Source organism: Aeromonas sp. DNRA1 (assembly GCF_963888745.1).
In the GTDB taxonomy this organism is placed as follows: Bacteria; Pseudomonadota; Gammaproteobacteria; order Enterobacterales; family Aeromonadaceae; genus Aeromonas; species Aeromonas hydrophila.
Genome location: NZ_CAWPKQ010000002.1, coordinates 40313 through 63923 on the forward strand (window position 1 = coordinate 40313; position 23611 = coordinate 63923).

15 protein-coding genes, 5 tRNA genes, 1 pseudogene and 1 riboswitch are annotated in these 23611 nt (G+C 60.9%); of the genes and pseudogenes, 13 read left to right on the top strand and 8 right to left on the bottom strand.

Annotated features, from left to right (window positions below; translation table 11 throughout):
- The first annotated feature begins 6 nt into the window (after window positions 1-6).
- The 7 genes and pseudogenes from gltX (at window position 7) to AACQ43_RS06220 (ending at window position 2359) form a co-directional block, all read left to right on the top strand.
- Window positions 7-1422, top strand: a complete 1416-nt coding sequence (gene gltX, locus AACQ43_RS06190; protein WP_168966521.1) for a glutamate--tRNA ligase — start codon at window positions 7-9, stop codon at window positions 1420-1422.
- Window positions 1423-1433: 11 nt separating this feature from the next.
- Window positions 1434-1569 (top strand): annotated as a pseudogene (locus AACQ43_RS06195) (glutamyl-tRNA synthetase); the annotation flags it as partial.
- A gap of 237 nt (window positions 1570-1806) precedes the next feature.
- Window positions 1807-1882: transfer RNA gene (locus AACQ43_RS06200), tRNA-Ala, on the top strand.
- A 28-nt stretch (window positions 1883-1910) separates the two neighbouring features.
- Window positions 1911-1986 (top strand) — tRNA-Ala (locus tag AACQ43_RS06205).
- 63 nt (window positions 1987-2049) lie between these two features.
- Window positions 2050-2125, top strand: a tRNA-Ala gene (locus AACQ43_RS06210).
- A gap of 48 nt (window positions 2126-2173) precedes the next feature.
- A tRNA-Ala gene (locus tag AACQ43_RS06215) sits at window positions 2174-2249 on the top strand.
- A 34-nt stretch (window positions 2250-2283) separates the two neighbouring features.
- A tRNA-Ala gene (locus AACQ43_RS06220) sits at window positions 2284-2359 on the top strand.
- 136 nt (window positions 2360-2495) lie between these two features.
- On the opposite strand, the gene AACQ43_RS06225 is transcribed toward AACQ43_RS06220, so the two are convergent.
- Window positions 2496-4640: an ExeM/NucH family extracellular endonuclease gene (locus AACQ43_RS06225; protein WP_168966523.1), complete on the bottom strand. Its 2145-nt coding sequence runs from the start codon at window positions 4638-4640 to the stop codon at window positions 2496-2498.
- A 296-nt stretch (window positions 4641-4936) separates the two neighbouring features.
- A riboswitch (cyclic di-GMP riboswitch) is annotated at window positions 4937-5022 on the top strand.
- Window positions 5023-5137: 115 nt separating this feature from the next.
- Between AACQ43_RS06225 and AACQ43_RS06230 the strand changes: the two genes are divergently transcribed.
- Window positions 5138-8173 (top strand): glycosyl hydrolase family 18 protein, encoded by a 3036-nt coding sequence (locus tag AACQ43_RS06230; RefSeq protein ID WP_411584365.1) that lies wholly within the window; start codon window positions 5138-5140, stop codon window positions 8171-8173.
- Between the two features lie 350 nt (window positions 8174-8523).
- Here AACQ43_RS06230 and AACQ43_RS06235 read toward each other — a convergent pair whose 3' ends face one another.
- The 7 genes from AACQ43_RS06235 to AACQ43_RS06265 form a co-directional block, all read right to left on the bottom strand.
- Window positions 8524-9759, bottom strand: a complete 1236-nt coding sequence (locus AACQ43_RS06235; protein WP_016351825.1) for a tetratricopeptide repeat protein — start codon at window positions 9757-9759, stop codon at window positions 8524-8526.
- An 11-nt stretch (window positions 9760-9770) separates the two neighbouring features.
- Window positions 9771-10406 (bottom strand): energy transducer TonB, encoded by a 636-nt coding sequence (locus AACQ43_RS06240; protein WP_016351824.1) that lies wholly within the window; start codon window positions 10404-10406, stop codon window positions 9771-9773.
- 16 nt (window positions 10407-10422) lie between these two features.
- Entirely contained in the window at window positions 10423-10830 is a 408-nt protein-coding gene (locus AACQ43_RS06245) for an ExbD/TolR family protein (protein WP_010633018.1), read from the bottom strand.
- Window positions 10831-10897: 67 nt separating this feature from the next.
- A complete protein-coding gene (locus AACQ43_RS06250; RefSeq protein ID WP_016351823.1) occupies window positions 10898-11425 on the bottom strand; it encodes a MotA/TolQ/ExbB proton channel family protein in 528 nt (175 codons plus the stop codon).
- A 9-nt stretch (window positions 11426-11434) separates the two neighbouring features.
- Window positions 11435-12808, bottom strand: a complete 1374-nt coding sequence (locus tag AACQ43_RS06255; RefSeq protein WP_017410944.1) for a MotA/TolQ/ExbB proton channel family protein — start codon at window positions 12806-12808, stop codon at window positions 11435-11437.
- Entirely contained in the window at window positions 12805-13569 is a 765-nt protein-coding gene (locus AACQ43_RS06260; RefSeq protein WP_016351821.1) for a DUF3450 domain-containing protein, read from the bottom strand. Before AACQ43_RS06260 ends, AACQ43_RS06255 begins: the two co-directional genes overlap by 4 nt.
- A gap of 110 nt (window positions 13570-13679) precedes the next feature.
- Complete coding sequence (locus AACQ43_RS06265) at window positions 13680-16235, bottom strand: TonB-dependent receptor (RefSeq protein ID WP_168966525.1); 2556 nt, start codon at window positions 16233-16235, stop codon at window positions 13680-13682.
- Window positions 16236-16972: 737 nt separating this feature from the next.
- On the opposite strand from AACQ43_RS06265, the gene AACQ43_RS06270 reads away from it, so the two are divergent.
- The 5 genes from AACQ43_RS06270 (at window position 16973) to AACQ43_RS06290 (ending at window position 23011) form a co-directional block, all read left to right on the top strand.
- Complete coding sequence (locus AACQ43_RS06270) at window positions 16973-17998, top strand: ABC transporter permease subunit (protein WP_024943518.1); 1026 nt, start codon at window positions 16973-16975, stop codon at window positions 17996-17998.
- Between the two features lie 2 nt (window positions 17999-18000).
- Window positions 18001-19044 carry an ABC transporter permease gene (locus AACQ43_RS06275; RefSeq protein WP_168966527.1) on the top strand — a complete coding sequence of 348 codons (1044 nt, stop codon included), beginning with the start codon at window positions 18001-18003 and terminating at the stop codon, window positions 19042-19044.
- Between the two features lie 82 nt (window positions 19045-19126).
- On the top strand, window positions 19127-20944 hold the full coding sequence (locus AACQ43_RS06280) for an extracellular solute-binding protein (RefSeq protein ID WP_168966529.1): 1818 nt from the start codon (window positions 19127-19129) through the stop codon (window positions 20942-20944).
- Between the two features lie 25 nt (window positions 20945-20969).
- Window positions 20970-22013 (top strand): ABC transporter ATP-binding protein, encoded by a 1044-nt coding sequence (locus AACQ43_RS06285; RefSeq protein WP_168966531.1) that lies wholly within the window; start codon window positions 20970-20972, stop codon window positions 22011-22013.
- Window positions 22010-23011, top strand: coding sequence for an ABC transporter ATP-binding protein (locus AACQ43_RS06290; RefSeq protein WP_076360494.1), 1002 nt, complete (start codon window positions 22010-22012; stop codon window positions 23009-23011). The genes AACQ43_RS06285 and AACQ43_RS06290 overlap by 4 nt, the downstream gene beginning before the upstream one ends.
- The last annotated feature ends 600 nt before the right edge of the window (window positions 23012-23611 follow it).

A 23611-nucleotide genomic window follows, 5' to 3' on the forward strand; every position in this document is an offset into this window, starting at 1 on the left:
TTAAAGATGAAAGTCAAAACCCGTTTTGCTCCCAGCCCGACCGGCTTTTTGCATGTCGGCGGTGCCCGTACCGCACTCTATTCCTGGTTGTTTGCAAAGAACCAGGGCGGTGAGTTCGTGCTGCGTATCGAGGATACCGACCTGGAACGTTCCACTCAGGAGGCGATCGACGCCATCATTGAGGGCATGGAATGGCTGGAGCTGAACTGGGATGAGGGTCCCTACTACCAGACCAAGCGCTTCGATCGCTACAACGGGCTGATCGACGAGATGCTGGCTGACGGCCGTGCCTACAAGTGCTACTGCTCCAAGGAGCGGCTGGAAGCGCTGCGCGAAGGCCAGATGGCCAACGGCGAGAAGCCCCGCTACGACGGCAAGTGCCGCGACCACGCCCACGATCACCCGGCCGATGCGCCGCACGTCATCCGCTTCCGCAACCCGACCGAAGGTTCTGTGGTGTTCGATGACCACGTCCGTGGCCGCATCGAGTTCGCCAACACCGAGCTGGACGATCTGATCATCCGCCGTACCGACGGCGCGCCGACCTACAACTTCTGCGTGGTGGTCGATGACTGGGACATGGAGATCACCCACGTGGTGCGTGGCGAAGACCACATCAACAACACCCCGCGCCAGATCAACATCTACAAGGCGCTGAACGCGCCGGTGCCGGAGTTTGCCCACGTCTCCATGATCCTGGGTGACGACGGTGCCAAGCTCTCCAAGCGCCACGGTGCCGTGTCCGTGATGCAGTACCGCGACGACGGCTACCTGCCGGAAGCGCTGCTGAACTATCTGGTGCGTCTGGGTTGGTCCCATGGCGATCAGGAGATCTTCAGCCTGGAAGAGATGATCAAGCTGTTCAGCCTGGATGCCATCTCCAAGTCCGCCTCTGCCTTCAATACCGACAAGCTGCTGTGGCTGAACAACCACTACATGCGCAGCCTGGACCCGGCTTATGTTGCCAAGCATCTGGCATGGCACATGGAAAACCAGAAGATCGACACCAGCAATGGCCCGGCGCTGGCCGACGTGGTCACCCTGCTGGCCGAGCGCTGCAACACCCTGGTCGAGATGGCTGCCCAGAGCCGCTACCTGTTCGAAGAGTACGAAGCGCTCGACGAAGCGGCTGCCAAGAAGCACCTGCGCGGTGTGGCTGCCGAGCCGCTGACCCTGGCCAAGGCCAAGCTGGCTGCCCTGGATAGCTGGACCACCGAAGCGTTGCACGAGCTGATTGAAGCGACCGCCGCCGAGCTGAGTCAGGGCATGGGCAAGGTTGGTATGCCGTTGCGTGTGGCCGTCACCGGTCTGGGTCAGTCTCCTGCCATCGACGCCGTGATGGCGCTGGTGGGCAAGGAGCGGGTACTGGCCCGTATCGACCGCGCCCTGGCGTACATCGAAGCACGCATGGCCGCCGAGTAAGCTTGCCGTCGCACATTGCCGTCACCGGTCTGGGGTAATCTCTCTCCTGCCATCGATGCCGTGATGGCGCTGGTGGGCAAGGAGCGGGTACTGGCCCGCATCGACCGCGCTTTGGCGTATATCGAAGCGCGCATGGCCGCTGAATAAGCGCCAGTCAGTGCTTGCGAAAGGGCTCCCGTACGGGGGCCCTTTGTTTTTGGTCAAAGGCCGGTTTTGTGACATAAAACAGCGAGATAGCTATGTCATTGCCGGTTAAATCGGCTAACTGCTTGAATTTTGACTAAACGCGTGAATCGGCGTTATTTTTGGGTTGACAGCAAAGCGGTCGGTGCCTATCATGCGCCTCCGTTGCCGGAGATAACTTTGGTAGCGCCGAGGTGAGTTGGGGTTATAGCTCAGCTGGGAGAGCGCTTGCATGGCATGCAAGAGGTCCGCGGTTCGATCCCGCGTAGCTCCACCAAATTCTCCTCGAACAATCTGGAATCAAAGGGGTTATAGCTCAGCTGGGAGAGCGCTTGCATGGCATGCAAGAGGTCCGCGGTTCGATCCCGCGTAGCTCCACCAGGTTCCTGATTGAAATGAAGTACCCAGGGCAGTGCGGTGTGTATCACCCAGGCCGACCTTTGTGGGGTTATAGCTCAGCTGGGAGAGCGCTTGCATGGCATGCAAGAGGTCCGCGGTTCGATCCCGCGTAGCTCCACCATTATTGAGGATGAATGGCCGCCAGAACCATTCATTCAGTGCCGAATTTGGGGTTATAGCTCAGCTGGGAGAGCGCTTGCATGGCATGCAAGAGGTCCGCGGTTCGATCCCGCGTAGCTCCACCAAATTCAGAGTGACTCAATGTCGCTCACATATATCGGGGTTATAGCTCAGCTGGGAGAGCGCTTGCATGGCATGCAAGAGGTCCGCGGTTCGATCCCGCGTAGCTCCACCATCTTTCGTAACGAAAGTAGAAAAGGCCACCGCACTGCGGTGGCCTTTTTGTTTTGCGCTCCGTTCACCGGGCGTGCCGGCCGGCCCATAAAAAAGCCCGCATCGCTGCGGGCTTTTGGTTTGATGGCGATGGCTCATCAGCCGTGGCGACGACGCCAGGCCAGCGGCAGCAGCGCCAGCAGCAGGGCGCCCATGGCTCCGCCACCGCCGTTGCTCTCCTCTTGCAGCTTGAGGTCGACGATGATGGGATCGTGGTCGGAGGCGCTGAACGGGTTGTCCGACTTGATCATGTCGCCGGAGAAGTCCCGGCCGTATTCGAACAGGTTGCTCTCGAACGAGTTGATGTGCCAGTCGGCCACGGCGATCACCTTGCCGGCCAGCGCCGGGTTGGCGAGGGCATAGTCCAGGGTGCCGAGCTCGGCCTCGTAGCTGTAGGAGATGGCTTTCTCCTTGTTGAACTTGACGTTCATGTCCACCAGGCCGTAGCTCTTGGCCACTTCGCTGCCGGTCTGCTCAAAGACCTGGTCACCGAGGAAGGTCTGGGAGGCGGAGACAATCTTGCGCTGACCGTCGGTCGGCACATAGTCGGTCAGCACCCGGATCGCATCTTCCCGGGCGTAGGAGTTGAAGTCGCCCACCAGCAGCACCTGGCCGGGCAGCTTGCTCACCGCATCGCCCAGCACCTTGGCGGCACTGACCCGGAACTCGGTGCACTTGCCCTGCAGATCGGCCGGCTCCTTGCCGTCCAGGTTCTCGAGGCAGCCTGAACCCTTGGATTTCAGGTGGTTGACCACCAGGGTCAGCGGATCCTTGCTGCCCTCGACGGTGAAGGTCTGCACCAGGGAGTCACGCTGAGAGGCCTGTTTCTCGACCCCTTTGGCATCCAGGTATTTCTGCACCGGCAGGGTGATGACGTTGGCGTCCCCTTGCGGTGCCAGCTTGGCCGGCCGGTAGATCATGGCCACCATGATGGCGTCGCCACCGAAGTAGTGCTCGCCCTGCAGCAGCGCCTTGGGCAGGGTGACGAAGGCGTACTGCTTGCCCGCCTCTTTCTGCTGGGCGTTGAGGGCCTGTACCAGGTCGCTGATGGCGGAGTGGCTGTCAAAGCCGTTGTTCTCCATCTCCATCAGGCCGAGCAGGTCGGCATCCATCTCGGTGATGGCGTTGACGATCTTGGTGCGCTGCTTCTGGAAATCTTCCAGATTCTTGGCGCCCCGGTTGCAGCCCTTGGCGCTGTCTGCATCCGCCTGATCCTTGCACAGCACGTTGAGGGCACCGCCCACACTGGAGTGGCTGGTGAAGTAGTTGAGCACGTTGAAGCTGCCGACGCGCAGATCGGTGCCGTCGGCACGGGCCGGGGCGCTCTGGCGGTCATTGTCGCTGGTGCGCAGCAGATCGCCGGCGGTGATCACCTGATCCTGCGGCACGATCAGCCGGTACTCGTTGTAGCTGTAGCCCACCATGGCGTCCAGATTGACCGGGGCGTCGCCGATGCGCAGGTAACCCTGCTCCGGCTCCCAGGCCGGCAGCCAGGGCAGTTTGCCGTCGGCGGCCTTGAAGTCCGATTCGAGGAACACCCGGTTACCGGCGTTGGCCTTGGCCAGTGCCTTGGCGGCCTTGCTGTCGGCGTCGTGCAGCTGGGTCGGTTTCATCAGCGGCGCCTGGTGGGAGAGCACCAGGTTGTTGCGCCGGGCGGCGTAGTCATAGCTGAAGTTGCGGCTGATTTTGAGCGCGCTGTCGGCGTCGAGCCGTACCCGCATCCCTTCGTGGCGCTCCAGCGCCCGGGCCAGGGTTTCGTTTTCCAGCACCCGCAGCGGGATGGCGGCCGGGACCGAGCCCTGGGCGACGACCTGCAGGCGCGGGGTGCCGCTGTCAAACACCGGCTTGAGCTGGGTGTGGTTGTAATACTCTTCGACCTTGGCCTCCAGGCAGACTTCGGCACCCGGCTTGATGTCCGGGTACTTGCTGGCGAAGTTCTTGTCGTTCAGGAAGACGAAGATGCCGTCCGAGGTCTGGGGGTTGCCGTCGCCCTGCACATCCAGCAGGTAGAACCCCTTGTTGAGGCTCTCGCCGAGGCCAGAGACCACTGCCTTGACCATGACACTCTGGGGGCTTTCGAACTTGTCGGCGGGAATGAGCGGGCTCTTGTCGCCGCTGCCCTGAATGACCGGGATCGGGGTGAGGGCGCTGTCGGCCGGGCAGCTGAAGCCGGCGGCATAGACGGACGGGGAGGCGAGCGCAAGCCCCACGGCCAGCGACAGCAGGGTACGTGTTCCTTTCATAACTGTTCCTTTTTTATTTTTTGCCAGTGTTTCCATAGCCTTGGCGCATCGGCCAAGGGCGCGCATTGTCACATTTCTGGCATGTCATACCAGTGAGCCAACGCACATTACGGGGATACAAATGAGGGCAATGCCGGTTTTTTTGACTTGGCTAACAGTATGAAATTAATGACAAAACAGTTATTTCGTCACGTCAGTGAAAATGTGATCTGGCTGGCATCCACATATTTTTCCTCGAGAATGAAGATTGAGACTCGGCTGGTTGATTCCTATACTCGGTTTGTTCCTCACGGAACCCAGGTAAAGGGCAAACCGGTCGAGATGCCGGGACGCAATGCCTCCGGTCTTCAGATCGCGCGATCCAGATAGCGGGGCTTCCCAGGGTGAGGGTGACGTTTGTGGCAGGTCCATTGCCAGTTGTCTGCGCCCATCACGCAGGTTGCGCTTGTCCCTTGCCTTGGTGACCAATGCCAAGACAAAACAAGGAAGATAACAATATGCAACAGACCCTAAGGCCCAGCAGGCTTGCCATGCTGGTGGCTTTGGCTGCCATGCCCGCCTGGGCACAGGCCGCCTATCCCGCCTATCAGGCCGGTACCGCCTACAAGGCCGGCGACATCGTCAGCAACGTCGGCAATCTCTATGAGTGCAAAGAATTTCCCTACTCCGGCTGGTGCGGGGCCTCGCCCTATCACTACGCTCCCGGAGTGGGTGTGGTCTGGGCCGATGCCTGGAAACTCTATGGCGGGGACGTGCCGCCCCCTGTGCTCGGCGTATCCGTCAGCTCGCCGGCTGCCGGCGCCAGTTTCAACGAGGGGGAGAGCGTCGCGCTGGCGGTGACCCTGAGCGGCCCGGTGACGGCGCTGGTTCGGGTGGAATACCTCATCGACGGCAAGCTGGTGGCCACGGCGAGCGCCTCGCCCTGGAACGGCAGCTGGAGTGCCGCCGGTGTCGGCGCCCACGCCCTCAAGGCACGGGCACTGGATAAAGATGGCAAGGTGCTGAGCGAGGCGGATTCGAGCTTCAACGTCGCCGCCGTGGTGGCGCCGGAGGCGCCCAAGGTGAGCATCAGCAGCCCGGCCAGCGGCGCCAAGGTGACCCTGGGTCGCAGCGTGGCGGTGAGTGGCAACGTCACCGATGCCAACAACGACGTCGCCAGGGTCGAGCTGTTCGTCGATGGCAAGAAGGTGGGCGAAGACACCAGTGCCCCCTGGCAGGTGAACTGGACGCCCCAGAGCAAGGGGCTGGCCGGCCTCAAGCTGGTGGCGACCGACAAGGAGAACCTGAGCGGCGAATCGAGCCAGGTCGACGTACAGGTGGAAGAGGCAGCCCTGCCTCCCACCGGTGGCAACCTCTCCTGCGACATTCGCCAGATCTACCGCCCGGATGGCTACGAGTGCATGGGGGATGACCACGCCCGTCGGGTCATCGGTTATTTCACCTCCTGGCGCACCGGCAAGAACGGCTTGCCCTCCTATCTGGTGAGCGACATCCCCTGGGACAAGATCACCCACATCAACTATGCCTTCGCGGCGGTGGACGAGCAGAGCCACACCATCAAGGTGGACGACTCGGCGACCAAGATGACCTGGGACGGCGTGCCGGGTGCCGAGATGGATCCGGAGTTTGCCTACAAGGGCCACTTCAACCTGCTGTCGAAGTACAAGAAGCAGTATCCGGACGTGAAGACCCTGATCTCGGTGGGGGGCTGGGCCGATACCCGCGGCTTCTATACCGCTACCACCAAGGGTGACTGCTCGGTCAACAATGACGGCATCAACGCCTTTGCCAACTCGGCGGTAAGCTTCATCCGTCAGTACGGCTTTGACGGGGTCGACGTCGACTACGAATACCCCACCTCTATGAAGGATGCGGGCAACCCCAATGACTTCCCGCTCTCCAACCAGTGCCGCGGCAAGCTGTTTGCCAACTACAAGGTGCTGATGCAGACCCTGCGCAGCAAACTCGACAGCGCCGGCAGCGAGGATGGTCGCAAGTACATGCTGACCATCGCCTCGCCGGCCTCGGCCTACCTGCTGCGCGGCATGGAGAACTTCCAGGTCACCCAGTACCTCGACTACGTCAACCTGATGACCTACGACTTCCACGGCGCCTGGAACAACTTCGTCGGTCACAACGCGGCCCTGTTTGACAACAAGGCTGATGCCGAACTTGCCCACTGGGGTGTCTATACCCAGAGCCAGTTTGGCGGTATCGGCTACCTCAACGCGGCTTGGTCTGCCCACTACTTCCGTGGCGCCCTGGCGGCCGGCAAGATCAACGTGGGCGTGCCTTACTACACCCGCGGCTGGCAGGGGGTCAGCGGTGGCACCCACGGCCTGGCCGGCAAGGCAGCCCTGCCGAGCCAGAGCGATTGTCAGCCGGGCACCGGTGGCAGCACCATTCCGTGTGGCAACGGGGCGGTCGGCATCGACAACATCTGGCATGATCTCGACAAGAACGGCAAGGAGATCGGCGGTGGCGCCGTGCCCATGTGGCATGCCAAGAACCTGGAGAACGCCGCCAGCCTGGGTATCACCACCATGCCGAGCTACGGCCAGGCCTGGGGTCTGGATCCCAACAACCCGGCCCACGTGATGCAGGGCAAGTATGTGCGTTACTACGATGACAAGGCGCAGGCGCCTTGGCTGTGGAACGAAGAGAAGAAGGTGTTCCTCTCCACCGAAGATGAAGAGTCCATGGGCCACAAGCTCGACTACATCATCAAGCGGGGCCTGGGCGGGGTCATGTTCTGGGAGATGGCGGGTGACTACGCCTTCGATCCGGCCAAGAACGAGTACGGCATGGGCAGCACGCTGACCACGCTCGCCTACGAGAAGTTTGCCAAGGCGACCAAGTACAACACCAAGCAGAACGATCTGGCGGCGCCAACCGTCCAGCTCGACATCGCGGTGAGCCTCTCCGGCTTCAAGGAGGGGGATTCCAACTACCCGATCAACCCGACCCTGAAGCTCACCAACAACTCGACCCAGACCATTCCGGGCGGTACCCGCATCGAGTTCCTGGTGCCCACCTCCACCTCCGACACCATCACCGACCAAAGCGGGATGGGGCTGAAAGTGGTGGAGAGCGGTGGCAACCAGAACTCCGACGGCATCGCGGGCGAGAAGGACTTCCACAAGGCGGCCTTTACGCTGCCGACCTGGAAGGCGTGGGCGCCGGGCAGCGACGTGGAAGTGACGATGACCTACTATCTGCCGGCCGCCGGTGTGCCGAGCGGTATCCGTATCATCAGCGGCACCCAGACTGCGGGCCTCAAGGCCGAGTTCCCGACCCTGCCGGAGGCCGTATTGGGCAGCAGTGGTGGCGGCGAGAACCCGGGCGGCGCCACCTGCAGCAGCCAGAACGTCAACCCGGCCGCCTACAAGGCCTATCCGACCTGGCCACAGGGGGATCACGCCAACGGCGGTGACCGGATGACCAACAACAAGGCGGTGTGGCAGGCCAACTGGTGGACCAGCAGCGAGCCCAAGGCGGGCGATGGCAGCTGGAAGCTGGTGTGCAGCTACTGAGTTGTCCAGGCTGCTGTACCAGCAGCGAGCTCAGAGCGGGCGATGGTAGCTGGAAGCTGGTATGCAGCTACTGAACTGATGACCATTTCAGAGGAAGGCCGGTACTCAGCCTGTCCTCTCGCAAGGCAATGACCCAATCCGGAGCCCAGGCTCCGGATTTTTTTATGGCGGGATAATAAAGGCAGAGTCATAAAAAAGACCGCTCCGGGGAGCGGCCAATTGCCACCAAGGCAATCTGCGGGGTGACCCCCTTGTTGTTGATCGGCAGGGCGGGGAGGGTGCCTGTCCTGCCGGGTGTCATTGCGTGCCATGCCGGGAACAAATGCCCCAGGCCGGCACGCCTGGGTTGCTTATTGGGTGACGGCGCCGCCCTGCTGCTCTTTCAAGAAGCTGATCCAAGGAGAAGCGCGACCACTGACGTTGCCGTTCTGGGCAGCCTGAGTGAAGGCGCTGAGCGCCTCCTTCGGTTTTTGCTGCTCAAAATAGGCGACCCCGGTCAGGAACTTCAGATCCGCCCGCTGCTCGCCGCTGGCATTGGCGGCGGGCTTGGCGGCGAAGGCCACCAGATCCTGGTAGCGCTTGCTCTGGATCATCATGCGTGCCATCTTGAGCTGCAGATCGGCGCTGGGGGCCAGCTTGTAGGACTTGGCCAGGGTATCGATGGCCGGGTCCAGCTCCTTGGCCTGGTGCCAGTAGTTGGCCAGCGTCTTGTAGTTGGCCGCGTTGCTCTCGATGGTCCCTTCCTTCATCGCCTTTTCCATCACGCGGGCGGCGCGGTGGGGGATGCCGGCGAAGGCTAGGTAGTTGGCCAAACGCTGCAACTCGGCCGCCTCGGTCAGCATGCCGAGGTTGTAGGCCCCTTCCAGCGCCGCCAGCGCCTTGCCATCGTTGCCCGCCTGCATATGCATGGCCGACAGCTGGGTCCAGTACTTCTTCTTCTCCGGATAGCGGTCGACCAGCGCGGTCAGCACCTCGGTGGCCGGCTTGTACTGTTTCAGCTCGTAGTGGGCCGCCATCTTCAGCAAATACCAGGACTCCGGTGCCTTGCCCGCGGAGAGCTTGATCGCGTTGTCCACCGCCGGAATGGCTTCCCGATACTGCTTGAGCTGCACATGGGCGTTGGCCAGCGTGATGTAGGCGTGCGGGGTCGGCTTCTCGTCCTTGCCGAGGTTCGCGAACCACTGGTTCATGGTGCTGATGGAGGCCTTGAAGTTCCCCTCCGCCATGTAGAGCTGGGCCAGGTTGTAGCGCACCTGCTGGGCCACCGGCTGGGGCAGTCCGCCGGTGGCGATGGCATCGGCGAAGTACTTGGTCGCCTGACCGTACTTCTCCTGTTGCGCTGCCACGAAGCCCAGGGTCTGCAGAATGACCCCCTTGTCGTAGACCCGCTCGCCGGCGCCGGACAGCGCCTCCTGCAGCTTGGCATTGGCCTCGCCGTATTTCTTCTCGGTGATCAGTGCCTGCGCCTTGTTGACCGCGCGGTAGGCGCGGTCAGAGAGGGCGGGCTGCTCGGCGGCCCAGCCGGCGGTGCTGAGCAGCACCGCCATGGCGACCGGGGCGAGGATCAGGGTATGTAACTTTTTCATCGCCACCTTCCTTAGTTGGTCGCAAACTCGATCTCTTGCTGCATGCGGGTGGCCTGCGGCTTGCCATCCACCATGGCCGGCTTGAACGTCCATTTGGCGATGGTCTGGCGTGCTGCCTTGCCGAGGTCGTAGCTGCGGGGATCCTCTTTGACGATCCGCACGTTGCTGACGGTGCCGCGCTCGGTGACGGTGAACTCCACCAGCACCTTGCCGGAGGCGAGGCCGGCCAGCGCCGCCTTGCGGGGCATCATGGGCTCGAAGGTCGCCAGCGGAATGGCGCCGTTGTTGCCGCCCATGCCGCCACCACCGCCACCGGTGCTGTAGGCACCGAGGGCGTTGCCACCACCGATGTTGACCGGGATGTCGAGTTTGGGCATGTCCATCGGCGAACTCTCCATCTGCGGCCGATCCGTGCTGGCCACTTCCATCTCGGGAGGGGGAGGGGGCCGGTTCGGGGGCGGCGGCTTGGGCAGCTCGCGTTGTCTCTCTTGCAGGGTCTCCTGAGGCTTGATGCGGATGAAGTCGGTCATGCTGACGTCCTCCTTCTCCACCAACTCCCGGTGATCCGGTGTGATGAGCTTGTTCATTCCCAGAAACAGGAAGAACACCACCACACAGGAGACCGCCAACGATATCAGGTATCTCATGGTGCTCGCTCCGGCATCAGCTGCTCTTGCTCGCCGCGATGGAGATGTTCTGGACACCGGCCATGCGGATCTGATCCATGACCTGGACCACCAGACCTGAACGGGATTCGGTATCGGCCTGGATCACCACGGCGCTCTCCGGGTTCTCGGCCCGCAGCCGCTCGATGTTGGCGCGCACGGCACCCACTTCGACGATGCGCTTGTCGACCCAGACCTGGCCGTTTTCACGGACCGCGACCATGATGTTCCCCTTCTTCACCGTCTCGGCCGTGCTGGCGCTCGGGCGGTTGATCTCCACGCCGGACTCCTTGACGAACGAGGTGGTGACGATGAAGAAGATCAGCATGATGAACACTATGTCCAGCATGGGGGTCAAATCGATGGCCGCCTCATCAGCACTGCTGTCGCTGTGACGTTTTCTCATGGCAAAAACTCCTTGCTTGTTCTGTGCCCCCGCCAGAGCCGGGCCCGGCGGGGGAGTGCATCCTGCATCAACCGTGTTTCAGGTTGTCTTCCAGCTTCTCGACCGCCAGCTTGGCCTTGTGATCGAGCTGGTTGACAAAAAACAGGCCGGAAAGGGCGGCAATCATGCCCGCCATGGTCGGTACCGTCGCCTTGGAGATCCCCGAGGCCATCGCCCGCGGTGAGCCGGTGCCGGTGATGGCCAGGGTGTCGAACACCTGCACCATGCCGACCACGGTCCCGAGCAGCCCCATCAGCGGGCAGAGGGCGATCAGCACCTTGATGACCGGCATCCCCTTGTCCACCGCCATGGCCACCCGGGAGACCAGCTCGCGGCGGATCTGCTTGGCAGACCAGGAGAGGTGATCGCTGCGGGCCAGCCAAGTAGCCTTGGTTTGCTTCACCTGTTTGGGGTAGACCGCCATGAAGTAGAACCAGCGCTCCAGCAGCAGGGCCCACATCATCAGGGTCAGGAAGAACAGGGCGACCAGTACGTCGCCCCCCAATCCCAGAAACCGGCGGACCGACTCGACTTCTTCAATCAACCAGAACCACATGGTGACTCCTTACGCTGCGGCTTTGGAGGCGTGCAGACGTTCCTGGTAGCGGGCGACGAAACCGGCGCTCTGCTCTTCCAGCACCTGGATCAGACGACGGCTCTGGGTCTGCACGATGGTGTAGAGGAACAGCATGGGCACGGCGACCACCAGACCCTGCATGGTGGTGACCAGGGCTTCGGAGATACCGCCCGCCATCAGCTTGGGATCGCCGGTACCGAACAGGGTGATGGCCTGGAAGGTGGCGATCATGCCGACCACGGTACCCAGCAGACCCAGCAGCGGTGCGACCGAGGCGATCAGCTTGATGATGCTGATGCCCTTCTCGAACTTGGGCACGTTGCGCAGGATGATCTCGTCGAGCTTGGACTCCAGATCCTCGATGTTGTCGCCACGATGGCTCTGGTAGGCCCCCAGCATCTCGCCGATGGGATTGCCCTTGATGATCTGATCGGATTTGAGCTGCTTGCGCATGGATCCGCCGATGAGGGAGAGGCGAGCGCCGCAGAACAGCGCCAGCAGGGTACCGAGCACGCCGAGCACCATGATGACATAACCCACTTCACCACCCTGGTCGATCCGCTCCTTCAGGGTCGGCGACTGCACCAGCAGGGAGAGGATCACGCCGCGGGACGGGTCGACGAAGATCGGCTTGACGCCGCCGCCACCCTGTTCAAAGTCGGCGATGGGCTCCAGCACCCCTTTGTCGGGTTGGCGGGGCAGCTGTTCGAACTTGCCGGTCTCCGGCACGAAGGTCAGGTACTTGCCTTCGGAGACAGTGTTGAACTCACCGATCTGGGTGACGGTCTTCTCGGCCTGGTTGCCTTCGCCATAGACCACGGTGGCCGGGATCTGGCTCACCTTGCCACCGTCGACCATGCGGCTGAGGGTGGTGGTCCAGAAGGCGGTCAGGTCATCGCTGGAGGGCAGCTCCTTGCTCTCGGCCAGGCGGGTCAGCAGGGCGGTCTGCTCCGGATGCTCGACCCGGCGGGCAGAGGCGTTGAAGATCCCCTTGAACTCGCCGGCGAACTGGCGCAGCACCCCGAACATCTCGCCCATGTTGCCGGCACGCTGGCGCAGGGTCTCGGTCAGCTCGGTCAGCTGCTTGTCGTTGGCATCGAAGGTGGCCTTGAGCCGCTCACCCTTGGCCGTTTCGGCGGCCAGTTCTGCCTTGGCCTTGGCCAGCAGGGCGGCCTGCTCGTTCTTGTCGGCCAGGAAGCGGGCTTCCCGCTCCTTGTTGAGCTGGGATTCGGTGGTGCTGGCGGCCTTGACCTGATTGAGCAGGGCGTTCAGATCCACCGGTTTCTCTGCGGCGGTCACCGGCAGGGTGATCAGGGTAGCGCCCGCGATCAGCGAGGCGATGGCAAGTTTGATTCCTTTCATGATGCTTTCTCCGCAGTTTGAACCGGCAGCTTGATGAGGGCGGGAGGCGCCTGCTTCTTGGCGATGCGAAGGCCCTGTTCCACTGCACTGCGATACTCCTGGGGCAACTCTTCCCACTGACGGGTCTTCTTGTTCCACATGCCGGTCTCATTGCCGTCCGGGGACTGGTAGAGCAGGGCGATGCGGCCGACGCGCAGGAACTCATAGGTCTTCTCGCCGCCATCCTTGGCCAGGCTGGCCTTGTAGGATTCGATGGTGCGGCTGAAGCCCTCCTCGATCTGGTAGGCCTCCAGGATCTTGCGGTACTTCTCGGAGATGGTGACGTCAGCCCGGTTCATCAGGTCGGTCAGGGCCGCCACGCGATCCTCCCGCTCGACCTTCTGGAACGGCAGATCCAGCGCCACGAACTGCTCGAGGGAGTCGATCATCTTGAGCATCAGCGGCACCACTTCGGTGCTGGTCTGATCGATCTGGGCGATCTGGCGCTGCATCGAGGCCAGTTCGCTGCTCTGGGAGTCGACCATCTTGCCCACCTGCTCGTTGTAGGTACGCAGGCTGTCGACCTGACGCAAGGCGGCCTTGTACTGGGCGAGGGCGGATTCGGCAGAGTCGGCGTAGTTGTCGATCTTCTGCTGGGAAACTTTGGATGCATTGTCGGTGGCGGCTTGAGCGTCCACTGCCTGGCTGGCAGAGGCGGCACTCAGATTGAAGCTGGTCAGCAAGGCAGCAGAAACCAGGCTGCCGAGGAGCGCTTTCTTCATTGTAATTGTCCTTGTTTTCATAGGATTACCCTATCTCCGTAACTTCCTTGGACGTTGGGCAAAGCCGGCCCGACCGGGCCGGCTTGGGTTTATATCTCAACGGGAGTTGATTAGAACTTCTGGGTGTAGTCGAGGTAGACGATGCGCCCGTCGATGCTGTAGAGATCTTCGTCGTAGGTGAAGCCGTCGCTGGAGAGCGAGGGGCCTACGTTGAACATGTTCTTCACACCGGCTTGCAGCTTGCCGTTCCAGGGGGTGTCCACACCGACGTTCAGGTTCCAGGTGGTCTGGGAGGCGATATGGCCCTCTGTCTGACCATCCACGTAGTCCTGGCTCTGGGAGTCGATGTAGTTGGCACTCAGGTAGGCGTCCATGTTCCACCACTGCGGCACATTGACCCCGACACCGGAGTTGAAGCGCAGTTCAGGCTTGGCATTCCAGCCCTTCTTGTCGACCATGGGACCACCGGCGAACAGACCCTCTTCGTATTTCAGAATGTAGGTGCTGCCGAAGTCGTAGCGCACGGTTACGACGTTGAAGTCGTACTTGTAGTCAGCCTTGAAGTCCAGACCACTGGTCTTGAGCTGACCCAGGTTGACCATGCCGGCGTAAACCTGTTCCACATCGCCGTTGGCATCGCGGATGACGTTCGGGTTGCTGCCGGTGTTCAGCTCCTGATAGAACTGGGTCTGGGTGGTGGCCAGCTGGATCACGTCATCAATCTTGATGTAGTAGTAGTCCAGCGAGAGGTTGAGATCGTCGATCGGGCTGTAGGCCGCGCCGATGCCGAAGGTGTCAGCCGTCTCTTCCTTCAGGTTCTTGTTGGATTGACGCACCGTGGAGTACTGCTCTTCCGGACAGTTGGCGACACCGTTGGCCTGGCAGGAGACATAGTCCTTGGCGAAGTCGGCGGAGTCGGCATCGGCTGCATACAGATCTTCCAGGCCTGGGGCGCGGAAGGACTGCGACCAGGAGGTACGGAACAACAGGTTGTCCAGTGGCTGGTAACGCAGGCTCGCCTTGGGCGAGAAGGCGCTGCCAAAGTCGCTGTATTTGTCGAAACGACCGGCCAGGTTCAGCTCGATCTGCTCGGTGATGGGGATCAGGCTCTCAATATAGGCAGCGAAGACGTCGCGCACGCCACCGCCCGAGTTGCCGGAAGAACCGATGACGTTGCCGGCCGCAGACTGGCTGTCATAGGTGTCGGAGTAGACCCAGTCGTTGTACTCGGCCCCCAGGTACCAGCCGATGGGGCCGGCCGGCAGTTCACCCATGCTCCAGCCCAGGCCACCGTACCACTGGAAGAAGTCCATCTTGGAGGTGCGGCTGGTGTCATAGGAGAGGCTGTTGGTGGCGGCACTGGAGAACTCGCCGTTCTTGAAGTTGCCGCTGTCGACCTCCTGCTGGACCGCCGGGTTCAGCACATAGCCGGTGCCGCGGTTCTTGTTGTCGGTCTTGGAATACATGTAGCCCGCATTCCACTCCACATCGCCCACCGCTTCGGTCGGCAGGGTGCCTTCGAAGCCCAGGTTCATGCTGCCGGTCATGTCGGTGACATGGTTGTCACGGGGACCGACGTTGCTGAAGCGGTAGTAGACGGTGGCCTTGTCGCCGATGAAGCCGTTGTCGGCCAGCAGTTCGGCGCCGCCCGGGGTAGTGCCGTCGATGGAGAAGGGGCCGGCGGCCGGGGCAAAGCGGCCGAAGCTGGTGACCCGCGAGCCGATCAGCTGGGGTACGAAGTCGACGTTGTCATTGATGTGATAGCGACCGTTGACGTAGACGGTGTCCCGGGTACGGGAAGCGGTCTTGGCGGCGACCTGGGCAAAGTCGAAGCGACAGGCGGTACCGACCGGTACGAAGCCGGGGCCGGTATTGGCACAGTCGATGCCATCCAGGGTACGGGTCACGGTCTTGCCGGTGGCGGCGTCGATGCCCTTGATGTTGCGGCCATACAGGCTGGGTGCAGAGGCACCTTCACGGGCCAGGTAGTCGCGATCCTTGTAGTAGATCTCGTCCTTGACGTCGTGCTCGTAGACCATCATCAGGGCGCCTTTCTCCCCGGTGATGCCGCTGACGATGGAGCCGCTCTTCTCGTCACCACCCTCTTCGGTGGGAGAGCCGATACGGCCTTGGAATGCCAGCCCTTCATAGTCCTGTTTCAGGATGACGTTGATGACGCCACCGATGGCATCGGAACCATACAGGGCAGAGCCACCGTCCAGGTTCACTTCCACCCGCTCCACCGCCGCCATGGGGATGGAGTTGAGGTTGATGGAGCTGCCCCCCATGGAAGGAGAACCGGCGACCCGTTTGCCGTTGAGCAGCACCAGGGTGCGCTCGGAACCTAGTCCACGCAGGCCAACAGTGGCCTGGGATTGGGCTGAGCTGCCGGAGGAGGGGGAGAAGCCGCCGAAGGAGTTGTAGGAGGCCTGTTTCAGGTAGTCAGCCACGGTCTGTTGACCGGATTGCTCGATTTTGGCCTTGCTGATGGCGACGACCGGAGTGGCGCCTTCCACGTCGACACGGGAGATGCGTGAGCCGGTAACCTTGATCTTCTGGAGTTTTTCGACGTTTTGGCCTTCTTCGGCCAAGACAGGGGTGGCCACTACTGCCGCGCTCGCCAAGGCAAACGCTACGGCAGCAGAGAGTCTGCTTTTCCTAAGCATCGCTATATCCTTCCTGGTTGTTTTTTTGTTTGCTTCCATACCGCCCTCGTTGGAGCGATGCGTAAGGCTTATCAAGCTTTGACGGCTGACGTCAATTGAGGCGGTGCGGATGGGGAAGGAGAGCGCAATAAGCTGACTATGTTTTAATAGTTCTGGTTTTGCAGCGATTTATTCTGACTTGATGATATTTTACGATGTGAAATCGATGTTAAAATGAACGCTTCCCATTTTATTGATTAATTTTGAACTTATCGATAAGGGCGATGTCCCGATAGTTTTTATATTGTTAACCAAGACTTTTTCAGCATTATTTTCTGTTTTGGTAGCGTGTTCGGCTGAGGTTCAGATTGCATAGTCGAAGCGGATTTCAGCTTTTGCATATAAAGAAGGGAGTTTTATTTTGAATTTCAATTATGTCATTGTTTTGTAATCAAAAAATCCTTTGTTGAGACTGTTTTTATGGGTTTTATTTAAGTTTTAAACGTTATTTAAATTGTTCATCTCGCAGTTTTTTATCTTGAAGTTGGCTTTTTCATAAAAAACTCACAGTAAATTCCATGGTTTGCCAAAGGGGCATGTCATGCCCTTCGTTCTACTTGATTTTTGTTGCAGAGCTTTTACAGTGACCGAGCGGATAGTCTGTCAATAACCGGCTATCCAGTGAGTAATGCCAGGAAGGACAGGCCCGTCACCGGATGTGACTGGCCATAAAAGAACAACAAGGACGAGGTTCCACCATGCTGTCGTATTTCTTACGTCGGATGCTTTTGATCATCCCGACGTTTCTCGGTATCACCCTGCTCGTCTTCACCATCACCCGCTTCGTGCCGGGCGGCCCGGTCGAACGCATGCTGCTGCAAGCTCAGGTTTCTCAGAACGAATCGGGCCGCTCCAGCGGCAGCAAGGGCGCGCAGGCGCTCTCCGATGAACAGATCGAGGAGCTCAAGGCCTTTTACGGGCTCGACAAGCCCATGCTGGTCGCCTATTGGGAGTGGCTGCAGAAGCTGGCGGTACTGGATCTTGGCGAATCGACCCGCTATTACGAACCTGTGTGGGGTCTCATCAAGGACAGGTTGCCGGTGACCGCCTTCTTCGGGCTGGCGACCTTTCTGCTCAGTTATGCCGTTTCCATTCCGCTCGGGGTGGCCAAGGCGCTCAGGCACAATAGCCGCTTCGATTCGTTCAGCTCCATGCTCATCTACATGGCCTATGCGCTGCCCGCCTATGTGGTGGGGATCTTTCTCATCACCGTCTTTGCGTTCCATCTGGAGTGGTTGCCCATGGGAGGCTTCCCGGGGGACGAGTTTGACGGCATGGAGAGCAGCTGGGATCAGATCCGCACAGTGTTCGCCCATGCCCTGCTGCCGCTCATCGCTTACGCCATCGGGGATTTTGCCATCCTCACCATGACCATGAAGAACAGCCTGATGGAGAACCTGTCGGCAGATTACGTGCGCACCGCCGTGGCCAAGGGGCTGCCGTTTCGCAAGGCGGTGACCGATCATGCCATGCGCAACAGCCTGATCCCCATCGCCAGTCACTTGGGGTCGGTGCTCACCGTCTTCTTCGGCGGATCCTTTCTCATCGAAACCATCTTCAACATCGACGGCATCGGTCTGCTCGGTTACGAGGCCATCGTCGAGCGGGATTACCCCACCGTGATGGGCATTCTGGCCATCACCTCCATGCTGATGCTGGTGGGCAATATCGTCTCCGACATCTGCGTTGCCCTGGTCGATCCCCGAGTACGGTTTGGAGAGTGAGCATGAACATGAACCCTGTCACCTTAAAAAAACTCAAGCGTTTCAAATCGATCAAGCGCGGTTACTACTCCTTCATCATCTTCACCACCTTGGTGCTGCTCTCCCTGCTGGCGGAGCTTTTGGTCAACAGCCGGGCACTGATGGTGAGCTATCAGGGGGAGCTCTATTTTCCTACCTATGGCGACGTGATCCCGGGTCAGCAGTTCGGGCTCGATTACGAGTACGAGACCAACTATCGCCAGCTAAAAGACAAATTCGCCGCCGATGGCAAGGGGGATTGGGTGGTGTTGTCGCCGGTGCCCTGGAACCCCTATGAGCAGGATTTCAAGCAGGACGCCTACCCGCCCTATGCGCCCAGCCTGGCCGAGCGCCATCTGCTCGGCACCGACACCAGCGGCCGCGATGTGCTGGCACGGCTGGTCTACGGCTTTCGCATCGCCATCGGTTTCGCCTTCATCGCGCTGGTGGCCAGCTATGCCATCGGGGTCACCATCGGCTGCATGATGGGCTTTCTCGGCGGGCGGTTTGATCTGGTGCTGCAGCGCTTTATCGAGATCTGGTCCCAGGTGCCGTTTCTCTACGTCATCATGATCCTGGTGTCGCTGGCCAAGCCCAATTTCGGCCTGTTCGTGGCCATCAACGTGTTGTTCGGCTGGATGGGCATCACCTGGTACATGCGCACCCTCACCTACAAGGAGCGGGCGCGGGACTACGTGATGGCGGCACGGGCCCAGGGGGCCGGTACCGGGCGGATCATCTTCCACCACATTCTGCCCAACACCCTGATGATGATCGTCACTCTGGCGCCGTTTGCCGTGGTGGGCAACATCTCCACCCTGACGGCGCTGGACTACCTGGGCTTCGGCCTGGCTCCGCCCACCCCGAGCTGGGGGGAATTGCTCTCCCAGGGTATCAACAACCTAGATGCCATCTGGATCGTGAGTTCGGTGGTGGCAGCGGTGAGCCTAGTGCTCATCATGGTCTCCTTCATCGGCGAGGCGATCCGCGAGGCGTTCGACCCGCGCAAATTTACCCGTTATCAGTGACCTGGTGCGGGCTTATGGCCCCGGGTTGCTCACCCTTGAATCGACAAGCCCCCAGTGCAGGGGTATGACCTGGAAGTCAAACATGAAAAATAAAATCAAATGGATTGGTGCTCTCTTTGTGCTGGTGAACGGATCCTGGGTGTGGGCGGCCAGCCTGCCTGCAGATCTCAAATGGGAGACCAACGACACCGACCCCGTGTTCGCCTCGCCCAAGGCGCTGCCCGGTGGCAGCATCACCATGTTCGTGGACAGTTTTCCACTGACGTTTCGCACCGTGGGGCCGGACTCCAACGGCGCGTTCCGCTCCTTCATCATGGATAACCAGCTGAGGCTTATCAGCTTTCACCCCAATACCGGCAACCCCATTCCGTCGCTCGCGACCCACTGGGCCATCGCGCCGGACAACCAGACCGTCTACTTCAAGCTGGATCCGCGCGCCAAGTGGTCCGACGGCAAGCCAGTGGTCGCCGATGACTACACCTTCGGCTACGAGATGATGCGCTCCAAGGACATCAAGGGGCCCTGGTTCAACAACTACTACACCACCGAGGTGGTGGCGGTGGAGAAGGTTGACGACCATACCATCCTGGTCAAGGCGGGTACCCGCAAGGCCAAGCTGGACCTGCTCAACACCACCGAGCTGTGGCCCCAGCCCAAGCACTACTACAAGCTGACCCCCAACTGGGTGAAGCAGTACAACTGGGCCGTGGTGCCCAACACCGGCCCCTACGTGATGAGCGACGTGAAGAAGGGCAAGTCCATCACCTTCAGCAAGCAGAAGGAGTGGTGGGCAAAGGACGATCGCTACAACCAGCACAGGTTCAACCTCGACACCATCAAGGTGCAGGTGATCCGCGATCACAACATCGCCTTTCGTCACTTCCTGAAGGGGGAGCTCGATACCTTCGAGATGATCCTGCCCAACTGGTGGCATGAAAAAGCGGTTACCCCCGAATACAAGCAGGGATATGTGCAGAAGGTGATGGCCATGACCGACACCAAGCAGGGCGGGCAGGGGGTTCACCTCAATGTCGCCAATCCCAAGCTGGCTGACCTCAACGTGCGGCTCGGTATCCAGCACGCCTTCAACATCGACAAGATGATTAAAACCGTGCTGCGCGGCGACTATGACAGAGCCACCACTTTCGGCTCGGGCTTTGGTGAGTTCACCGACATGCAACTGCCGGAGCGGGCCTATGACATCGCCAAGGCGCGCGACTACTTTGCCAAGGGCGGTTACGCCAAGCCGGGGCCGGACGGCATCCTGCAAAACGACAAGGGGGAGCGGCTGACCCTGGCGCTCACCTACACCAGTCAGGAGCACTCCAAGCGTTTGACAGTGCTCAAAGAAGAAGCCAAGAAGGCGGGCCTGGATCTGGAGCTCAACCTGGTGGATGGGGCCACCGGCTTCAAGGCGATGCTGGAGAAAAAACACGAGGCGGCCTGGCTCGGCTGGGGTGGTGGTGGTCTCTATCCGCAGTATTGGGAGTCGTTCCACTCGGCCAATGCCAACAAGCCGCAGACCAACAACCTGTTCAACGTGGCTGACAAGGAGCTCGATGGGCTGATCGATGCCTACAACGTCGAGTTCGACATGACCAAGCGGGCCGAGCTCTCCCGCCAGATCCAGCAGCGTATCTATGATCTCGCCATCTTCGTGCCCGGGGTGCAGCTCAACTACGTGCGGGCCAGCAGCTGGCGTTACGTGATGCTGCCCGAGGTGCCCGCCACCAAGAACACGCCGGATCTGCTCTACTGGCCCATGGACGGCTATCCCCACAGCAGTGGCGGCCTGCTCTGGCTCGATCCCAAGGTGAAGGAAGATACCCTGAAAGCCAAGGAGGCAGGAGAGGCGCTGGCGCCCATCAACCTGCTCGACAAGACCTATGCACGTCACTGATATGGCGCAGAAGGGAGCAGCAGTCATGTCCAACACACAGGCTCCTCACCCCGGTGTCCGGGAGCATGGGAGGGATGGCCAGAGCAAGGCCCCCATTCTGGAGGTGCGCGATCTGGCGGTGGAGTTTGCCGTCGACGACGGCAAGATCAAGGTGCTCGACGGAGTCAGCTTCCAGGTGGCCCCCGGTCAGACGTTGGGGGTGGTCGGCGAGTCCGGCTGCGGCAAGAGCGTCACCTCGCTCGCCATCATGGGGCTGCTGCCCAAGCCCCATGGTCAGGTGGTAGGTGGCTCCATTCGCTTTCAGGGGGAGGAGCTGCTGTCGCTTGCGCCGGATCAGATGTACAAGGTGCGCGGCAACCGCATCTCGATGATCTTTCAGGAGCCGATGACGGCGCTCAACCCGGTGCAGACGGTCGGCGATCAGCTGATGGAGGTGTTTCGCCTCCACCGCCCCGACTACAGCAAGGCCCAGCGCAGGGAGGCGGCCATCGCCATGCTGCAGAAGGTGGGGATCCCCGAGCCCGCCCAGCGCTTTGCCGTCTATCCCCACAACCTCTCCGGCGGCATGCGCCAGCGGGTTATGATCGCCATGGCGCTCGCCTGCGAGCCGGCGCTGCTCATCTGCGACGAGCCGACCACGGCGCTCGATGTGACCATTCAGGCCCAGATCCTGGAGCTGATGAAGGAGCTGCAGGCCCAGACCGGCATGGCCATCATCTTCATCACCCACGATCTCGGGGTGGTGGCGGAGCTGTGCGACGAGGTGGTGGTGATGTATGCCGGCCGGGCGGTGGAGCAGGCCGATGTGTTCGAGCTGTTTGACCACCCGCGCCATCCCTATACTCATGGTCTGATGAGCTCGATCCCGCGGCTCGAGGATGAGCCCAAGAGCCTGCTCAAGACCATCAAGGGGCAGGTGCCGGCCCTGCACGAGATGCCTGCAGGGTGCCGTTTCTCCAACCGTTGTCCCCATGCTACCGAGATCTGTGTGAGGGCCATTCCGGCCACCGAGCAGCTCGCCGAGCGGCACGGGGTGGCCTGCCACCACTGGAGGGAGCTAGCCGTATGAAGACGCTTTTATCGGTGCGCGACGTGAAGCAGCACTTCCAGCTGGGCGGCGGCTTGCTGCGCAAGAAGTACCATGTCTACGCGGTGGACGGCATCAGCTTCGATCTCAAGCAGGGGGAGACGCTGGGGCTGGTGGGCGAGTCCGGCTGCGGCAAGTCGACCCTGGGGCGCACCCTGCTCAAGCTGTTCGAGCCGACCGCCGGCACCATCACCTTCGAGGGACGTGACATCACCCACCTCCCGCCCAAAGAGATGCGATCTTTGCGCCAGGAGATGCAGATCGTGTTTCAGGATCCTGCGGAATCCCTCAACAGCCGTCATACGGTGGGGCAGATCCTGGAGGAGCCCTTCGTCATCCACGGCAAGGGCAACGCCGAACAGCGGCGGGTCTGGGTGCAGGAGTTGCTGGAGAAGGTGGGGCTGCCCGGCAGCGCGGTGGATCGCTATCCCCATGAGTTTTCGGGCGGCCAGCGCCAGCGCATCGGCATCGCCCGGGCCATCGCCCTCAAGCCCAAGCTGCTGGTCTGTGACGAGGCGGTGTCGGCGCTGGATGTGTCGGTGCAGTCCCAGATCGTCAACCTGCTGCTCACCTTGCAGCGGGAGATGAACCTCGCCATCATCTTCATCGCCCACGACCTGTCGGTGGTCAAGCACATCTCGGATCGGATTGCGGTGATGTATCTGGGCAGGATCGTCGAACTGGCCGAGGCCCAGTCGCTCTATCTGGCCCCCCGCCACCCCTATACCCAGGCGCTCATTTCGGCCATTCCGGTGCCGGACCCGCGTCGGCGCAGCCAGCGCATCCTGTTGACGGGGGATGTCCCATCTCCGATCTCGCCGCCGAGCGGTTGCCATTTCCATCAGCGCTGCCCCTATGCTGGCGAGTTGTGCCGCACCAAGGCGCCGAGCCTGCAATCGTGTGACGGGGCCGAGCATCAGGTGGCTTGCCACACGCCGTTGCCGCTGGCCGAGGCGATCCCCCTGGGAAAGGCGGTATGATGCCGGTGCCCGCATCGCAGCAAGATGGCACGGGAAACAGCGAATAAAAAATGGGGCCTGCGGGCCCCATCTTCATGGTTGGAGTTCAGGTTTGGCCGTGGAACATCTGGCCAGGGCAGGACAGCTCCCCCGCAAGGGGATGGCTGCTGTGTGGATTGCTGTTTTTTGTAATTTTACTACTTAAATGTCCGATCACGCTTTCACGAAACTGTCCGCTGGCGGCATCAGGCGCCATAGCGGAAGTAGTAGTTGCGGGTTGCCGGCGCATAGGTATCTTTCTCTACGACGCCTTTCTTGCTGGTTACACCTTTCAGGTGGAACAGGACTGCCAGATTCTCAAACATATATTCACCTCATTGCTCAGTTGTTGACTTGTTATATGTGACCTGGGTCACGCTTTGATCCTATGGCCTTCTGTGAGCTGGATCAACTTTTTGTGTTGTAAATTTACATAAATCATAGAAAGGGTTTTCAAATCCAAGGTTGCTTATGGAGACGGTTTCAGCAGGCTCTCAGATTGATACCCGTGCTCTGGTTGACGGGTCTGGATGAGCCACGGATGGGGGGAGCGCAGCAGAGCAGTCCGGCGGTTTCGAGGGG

Coding starts and splice junctions, on each gene's coding strand:
- AACQ43_RS06255 (WP_017410944.1), bottom strand. CDS start 12,808: ATGAAAGGAATCAAACTTGCCATCGCCTCGCTGATCGCGGGCGCTACC.
- gltX (WP_168966521.1), top strand. CDS start 7: ATGAAAGTCAAAACCCGTTTTGCTCCCAGCCCGACCGGCTTTTTGCAT.
- AACQ43_RS06285 (WP_168966531.1), top strand. CDS start 20,970: ATGTCCAACACACAGGCTCCTCACCCCGGTGTCCGGGAGCATGGGAGG.
- AACQ43_RS06265 (WP_168966525.1), bottom strand. CDS start 16,235: ATGCTTAGGAAAAGCAGACTCTCTGCTGCCGTAGCGTTTGCCTTGGCG.
- AACQ43_RS06250 (WP_016351823.1), bottom strand. CDS start 11,425: ATGTGGTTCTGGTTGATTGAAGAAGTCGAGTCGGTCCGCCGGTTTCTG.
- AACQ43_RS06290 (WP_076360494.1), top strand. CDS start 22,010: ATGAAGACGCTTTTATCGGTGCGCGACGTGAAGCAGCACTTCCAGCTG.
- AACQ43_RS06245 (WP_010633018.1), bottom strand. CDS start 10,830: ATGAGAAAACGTCACAGCGACAGCAGTGCTGATGAGGCGGCCATCGAT.
- AACQ43_RS06240 (WP_016351824.1), bottom strand. CDS start 10,406: ATGAGATACCTGATATCGTTGGCGGTCTCCTGTGTGGTGGTGTTCTTC.
- AACQ43_RS06270 (WP_024943518.1), top strand. CDS start 16,973: ATGCTGTCGTATTTCTTACGTCGGATGCTTTTGATCATCCCGACGTTT.
- AACQ43_RS06280 (WP_168966529.1), top strand. CDS start 19,127: ATGAAAAATAAAATCAAATGGATTGGTGCTCTCTTTGTGCTGGTGAAC.
- AACQ43_RS06235 (WP_016351825.1), bottom strand. CDS start 9,759: ATGAAAAAGTTACATACCCTGATCCTCGCCCCGGTCGCCATGGCGGTG.
- AACQ43_RS06260 (WP_016351821.1), bottom strand. CDS start 13,569: ATGAAGAAAGCGCTCCTCGGCAGCCTGGTTTCTGCTGCCTTGCTGACC.
- AACQ43_RS06225 (WP_168966523.1), bottom strand. CDS start 4,640: ATGAAAGGAACACGTACCCTGCTGTCGCTGGCCGTGGGGCTTGCGCTC.
- AACQ43_RS06230 (WP_411584365.1), top strand. CDS start 5,138: ATGCAACAGACCCTAAGGCCCAGCAGGCTTGCCATGCTGGTGGCTTTG.
- AACQ43_RS06275 (WP_168966527.1), top strand. CDS start 18,001: ATGAACATGAACCCTGTCACCTTAAAAAAACTCAAGCGTTTCAAATCG.